4 protein-coding genes and 1 pseudogene are annotated in these 5,736 nt (G+C 68.6%); 2 read left to right on the top strand and 3 right to left on the bottom strand.

The annotated features are described in order from the left end of the window. Positions 1-292: 292 nt before the first annotated feature. Complete coding sequence (locus B2284_RS04830; protein ID WP_237723868.1) at positions 293-1,783, top strand: flavin-containing monooxygenase; 1,491 nt, start codon at positions 293-295, stop codon at positions 1,781-1,783. A gap of 210 nt (positions 1,784-1,993) precedes the next feature. Here B2284_RS04830 and B2284_RS04825 read toward each other — a convergent pair whose 3' ends face one another. The 3 genes from B2284_RS04825 to B2284_RS04815 form a co-directional block, all read right to left on the bottom strand. Further along, positions 1,994-2,524, bottom strand: coding sequence for a GtrA family protein (locus tag B2284_RS04825; protein WP_062257044.1), 531 nt, complete (start codon positions 2,522-2,524; stop codon positions 1,994-1,996). Next, positions 2,521-4,029 (bottom strand): sensor histidine kinase, encoded by a 1,509-nt coding sequence (locus B2284_RS04820; RefSeq protein ID WP_115296600.1) that lies wholly within the window; start codon positions 4,027-4,029, stop codon positions 2,521-2,523. The genes B2284_RS04825 and B2284_RS04820 overlap by 4 nt, the downstream gene beginning before the upstream one ends. 153 nt (positions 4,030-4,182) lie before the next feature. After that, positions 4,183-4,908: a response regulator transcription factor gene (locus tag B2284_RS04815; RefSeq protein WP_062257047.1), complete on the bottom strand. Its 726-nt coding sequence runs from the start codon at positions 4,906-4,908 to the stop codon at positions 4,183-4,185. Between the two features lie 493 nt (positions 4,909-5,401). Here B2284_RS04815 and B2284_RS04810 point away from each other — a divergent pair. Beyond that, positions 5,402-5,736 (top strand): annotated as a pseudogene (locus B2284_RS04810) (hypothetical protein); the annotation flags it as partial.

Raw genomic sequence — 5,736 nt, 5'->3', positions numbered from 1 at the left:
GGCCCTCGTCACTCTCGCTGAATGGGTACGGGGGATTTGAGGAGGAGGCACGACGCCCGCGAGCGAAGCGAGCGCGCGTCGCGCCGACGGAGTCCCTCCGCCCGTTCCGACAGCTCAACAACTCGCCCGGGCCGCCACAAGAGCGAAGCGAGCGCACGTCGCGCCGACGGAGGCCCTCCGCCCGTTCTGGCAGCTCGGCCGCCCGCCCGGGCGCCACGGCACCCCACCCCTCGGTATCGCACCTGTCTCGACGGGCCACGCGCCCACGTCGGGGTCGTTAGCCTCGCAGGTGGTGTGTTCGTGGAGTGAGGAGTTCGTCGTGTCGGTGGGTGTGCAGCAGCAGGTGGAGCACGTCGATGTCGTCATGGTCGGTGCTGGGTTGTCGGGCGTCGGGGCGGCGTGTCGCATCCAGGAGGCGAATCCGGGCGTCGATTACGTCGTTCGCGAGGCGCGGGATGCGCTCGGTGGCACGTGGGATCAGTTCCGGTATCCGGGGGTGCGTTCGGATTCGGACATGTACACGTTGTCGTATCCGTTCGCGCCGTGGCGTCAGGAGAAGGCGATCGCGGCGGGTGAGGACATCCTCGACTACATCCGTTCGACGGCCGACGCGTTCGGTGTGAGTGAGCGGATTCGTCTGCGGCACAAGGTCGTCAGCGCGGATTGGAGCAGTGCTGACGCGGTGTGGCGGCTGCGCGTCGACACACCTGACGGCGAGGTCGAGATGACGGCCGGCTTCATCTACGCGTGCAGCGGTTACTACAGCTACGCCGAGCCGTATGCGGCGGACATCCCCGCTCTCGCGGAGTTCGCGGGCCAGGTCGTGCATCCGCAGTTCTGGCCGCAGGATCTCGACGTGGCGGGCCGGCGCGTCGTCGTCATCGGCTCGGGTGCGACGGCGATGACGCTCGTGCCGGCGCTCGCCGATCTCGGCGCGGAGGTGACGATGCTGCAGCGAACGCCGACGTATGTGCTCGCGCAGCCGTCGCGTGATCCGCTAGCGGCGGCGTTGGCGAAGATCCCGGACGAGCGGCTCAGCCCGCAGCGCAAGCACGCCGTCATGCGGGCGAAGAACGTTGCGGCGCAGTGGGCTTCGTACCAGACGGCGCGGCGCCTGCCGCGGGCGGCGCGTGCGGTGCTGCGTGCGAACGTTCGTCAGGGCGCGGGTGAGGAGCACGTCGACAGCTTCACCGCGCCGTATGCGCCGTGGGATCAGCGGTTGTGCATCGTGCCTGACGGCGACCTGTTCAAGGCGGTCAAGCACGGGCGTGCCAGGGTCGTCACCGACACGATCGCGAGCGTCGAGCCGGGCGGGGTGCGTACGAGTTCGGGTGAGCTGCTCGAGACCGACGTCATCGTGACGGCGACGGGTCTGGCCGTCGAGTTGCTCGGCGGCGCGAGCCTGCGCATCGACGGCGAGCCGGTCGACGTCTCGCAGCGTCTCGTCTACCGCGGCTGCATGCTCGAGGGCGTGCCGAACGCGGCGCTCTGCGTCGGCTACATCAACGCGTCGTGGAGCTTGCGCGGTGACCTGTCGCACCGGTTCGTCGCGCGGATGATCAAGCATCTGCGTGACGGCCGCTACCGCAGCGCGACGCCCGTCCCGCCGTCAGAGCTCGGCCGGCGCCCGCTGCTCGAGATGGATTCGGGCTATCTGCGCCGCGCGGCCGACATCATGCCGCGTCGCAGCGACGCCGCGCCGTGGACGATGCGGCAGAACTATCTCGCCGAGGCGCGCGAGATGCGCCGCCCGGACGTGACGACGGACGTCGTCTTCGCCTGAAGCGGAACTGCGAAGACGGATCCCCACGGGCGGTGGAACCTGTTGTTGGACGCAGAGGTTGGCCGGACGGCCGAGTGCGGTGCTGAATGCATCACGAAGTTGGAGCATCGACGCAATGACCGGTAGCACCCGGTGAAGCGAGGACCTGTAGATCGGGGGGGCGGACTAGACGGGCCTCGATGGCTCGGGCGCACCGTGCGCCGCGCCCGTTCAGTCCCGGGCGGCGAAGATACGGCGGAACACCACGAAGCGGATGACGGTTGCGATGGCGTTGCCGACGGTCACCGTCACGGTATCCCACAGCGTCGAGGCGTGCGGCCACTGGTGATGTTCGAGGGCGAGGGCTCCGCTCGTCACGGCGAGCGTGACGACGAGGATGGCGAGGCTCTGCAGGTGAGCGTCACGGCCGCGTTCGTGGCCGGCCGCGTCGAACGTGAACCGCTGATTGACCCACGTGTTGAGCACCGTGCAGATGAGCAGCGCCAAGATGTTCGCGATCTGGTGGTTCATTCGCGTGTCGAGAACGGCGAACAACACCGTGTAGAGCACCGTCGAGGCGATGCCGACCATCGCGAAGCGCATCGCCTGCGCCGCTCCGGGGGAGCGCAGCGCGTCGAGGCGGCTGCTGCCTGGAGCGTTCGCCGTCATCGACTCGTCGCTCGAACCCGATGAGGTCGAAGCAGTAGAGACGGGCGCGGTCGTCGAGCGGTGCGCGGTGTCCGCGCCGGGCGTCGGGTTCACGATCGGTCCTCCTGAGACGATGGCCGCGGATCTTCGAGGGGCAGGGACACCGTGAAGCACGTGCGTCCCGGCCGGCTCTCCACCCGCACGGTACCGTGATGCGCCGCGACGACCGCATCGACGATCGACAACCCCAACCCCGTCGAGCCCTCCGTACGCGTTCGCGCTGCGTCCCCGCGCGTGAACCGCTCGAACAGGTGCGGCATGAACTCGGGCGGGATGCCGGGGCCGTCATCGGTGACGGTGAGCAGCACGTCGTCATCGCGCCGCGCGAGGCCGGCCGTCACCGTCGTGCCCGCCGGGGTGTGACGCCGCGCGTTGGCCAAGAGGTTGATGACGACCTGACGCAGGCGCGCCTCATCGCCGATGACCTCCGGGAAGTCCTCCAGATCCTCCGGCAGGTCGAGATGCCACACGTGCTCGGGCCCAGCCGCGTGCAGATCGCTGACGGTCTCGACGACGACGCGCGTCAGGTCGACCGGTTCGCGTTCGAGCTCGCGCCCTGCGTCGAGTCGGGCGAGCAACAGCAGGTCTTCGACGAGTGTCGTCATGCGTCCCGCTTCCGACTCGATGCGGCCCAGCGCATGCGTGACACCGACGGGAACCGGCTCCTTCTCGCGCCGCGACAACTCCGCGTAGCCGCGGATCGATGCGAGTGGCGTGCGTAGCTCATGGCTGGCATCGGCGACGAACTGGCGCACCTGCATCTCGCTCTCGTGACGCGCGTCGAGCGCCGAGTCGACATGGTCGAGCAGGTTGTTGAGCGCCAACCCGACGGTGCCGACCTCGGTGTGATCGTCGGTCAGCGCCACCGGCACGCGCTCGTCGGTGCGCACGTCACCACGCCCGAGCGGCAGTTCAGAGACACGTTCCGCCGTCGCTGCCACCTGCTGCAGCGGCCGCAGGTTACGACGCACGAGCAGGAACGAGGCGCCCCCGATCGTGACGAGACCGAGCAGCCCCATGAGTGCGATGTTGCCGGCGAGCGCGCGGATGTTGTCGTCGATCGGCGCGAGCGGTAGCCCGATGAACGCGATGTCCCCGTCGGGCTTCGGGACACGCACGACGCGGTAGCGGCCGAGGGAGCCGTCGAAATCCATCGTCTTCGGCGTCGTGCCCAGGTCTGCCGTCGCGAGACTGCGAATCTGCGCTTGCGACAACGTCAACTGTGTGCCCGTCGCGGACGAGACGTAGTTCTGGTCGACCACGAGCGAATCAGGCGTCGACGACGCGTCGAGCGTCAGCCGCAGCACACTGCCCCCGAGGCCTGGTGCGCGAGGGTGCGAGTCCTGGTCCGCCGGCCCGCCCAGCTCCGTGGTTCCCGCCGGCCCGCCGCCGACGGCGCGCTCGACGTCGATGAGTTGCTGATCGACCTGCTTCATCAGCGAAGTGCGCATCGACAGCACCGTCGCGGCGCCGATGAGCGTCAGCACGACGATGAACAGGGTGACGATGGACGCGAGCAGCTTCGAACGCAGCGTCCACCGGGCCGGGTTGAGGATCATGACGGGTCGCTGTCTCCCAGCTGCTCGAGGGCGGGTGGTCGTCTCCGCGTGGGGACGGGGACGGGCTCCAGGCCTTCATCTTCGCCCGTGATCGCGTCGTGCTCGACGCGTTCTCGGGCAACGATCGCTGACGACGGATGCCCGCCGCCGCGATCAGCCGGCCGGCTTGAGCACGTAACCGGCGCCGCGCATCGTGTGGATCATCGGTTCGCGGCCCGCGTCGATCTTCTTGCGCAGGTAGCTGATGTACAACTCGACGACGTTCGCCTGCCCACCGAAGTCGTAGTGCCACACGCGATCGAGGATCTGCGCCTTGCTCAGCACGCGCTTCGGGTTGCGCATGAGGAAGCGCAGGAGCTCGAACTCCGTTGCCGTCAGGTTGATCTCGGTGCCGGCGCGCATCACCTCGTGGCTGTCCTCGTCGAGCGTCAGGTCGCCGACGGTGAGCAGCGACGTCTCCTCCTCGGCGAGCTGCACCGAGCGACGCAGCAGCGCCCGCACGCGCGCGACCACCTCTTCGAGGCTGAAGGGCTTCGTGACGTAGTCGTCGCCGCCCGCCGTCAGACCGGCGACACGATCCTCGACGGCGTCGCGTGCCGTCAGGAACAAGACCGGCAGCGCCGGGTCCTCGTCGCGCATGCGCCGTAGCACCTCGAGGCCGTCGAAGTCGGGCAGCATCATGTCGAGCACGACGGCGTCCGGCTTGAACTCCTTCGCCGTCTTGACGGCCGAGTTGCCCGTCGCCGCCGTCTTGATGTCCCACCCCTCGTAGCGCAGGGCCATCGAAAGCAGTTCGGTGAGGTTCGACTCGTCGTCGACGACGAGGACGCGGACGTTCGAGCCGTCAGGACGCTTCAGGGCAGGGGCAGCGGTGCTCATGACTCCGAGTCTGCGCCACCTGACTGTGTCCTTTCAATGCCGTTTCTGTGACGTTTCTGTGTGAACGGCGAGCGGTGTCGTCCCGCATGGCGCCGATGCGCACCGAATGGGAGCGGGACGGGAGGTCGACGTCACATTCGTTGCTGTGAGGTAACGAGTGCGGCGATTCCGGCACCGAGACCTCCCACGTGTTTCGGTTCCGCATCAGGTGGGAGCAGCAAACGATGAGCTCAGAACGTGACGCTCTCCTGTGGACAGCGACGGGTGTGGATGACGCGCAGCACGCGGGGGTTCCTCCGGAACGAGCTGCGCACATGAGCATCGACACCTCCTGCGGCGGACCCACACCTTCGACGGGCTCACGCGGCCTCCGTCCCGGCTGCAGCGCTGCAGGGCCTGCCGGTGCCGTCGACCGACCGGGTGCACATCTCCTTCCGCACGGTGCACGGTGGCGACATTCGGATGCGGTGGTGTTGCTCGCGGCGCTGCGCGCTTGTTCGTCGCCGAGACGGCCGCCGGGCCGATCGCGATGACTCCGCCGGCCGATCTCCTCGGCGAGGTTGTCGATCGGGTGCCGCTCGTCGACGCCGTGGTCCTCGCCGACGCGGTGCCCGCGCATCGTGAGCTGATGGCGAAGGACATGCTGAGCGAGTGGTCGACGAACCCACGCCTGCGCCAGGTTGCCCGTCTCGCCGACGGGCGCGCCCAATCGCCGATGGAGGCGCGCCTGCGTCCGTTGTTCGTGCTGGCGGGCTTGCCGACGCCGGTGCTGCAGCACCCGGTACGCATCGAGGGAGTGAACCGGCGCTTCGACCTCGCATATCCGCA

Origin of the sequence: Dermacoccus sp. UBA1591, assembly GCF_002322065.1 — a bacterium.
GTDB lineage: Bacteria > Actinomycetota > Actinomycetes > Actinomycetales > Dermatophilaceae > Dermacoccus > Dermacoccus nishinomiyaensis.
This window is presented reverse-complemented; position numbering and strand designations above follow the sequence as displayed.

Coding starts and splice junctions, on each gene's coding strand:
- B2284_RS04820 (WP_115296600.1), bottom strand. CDS start 4,029: ATGATCCTCAACCCGGCCCGGTGGACGCTGCGTTCGAAGCTGCTCGCG.
- B2284_RS04815 (WP_062257047.1), bottom strand. CDS start 4,908: ATGAGCACCGCTGCCCCTGCCCTGAAGCGTCCTGACGGCTCGAACGTC.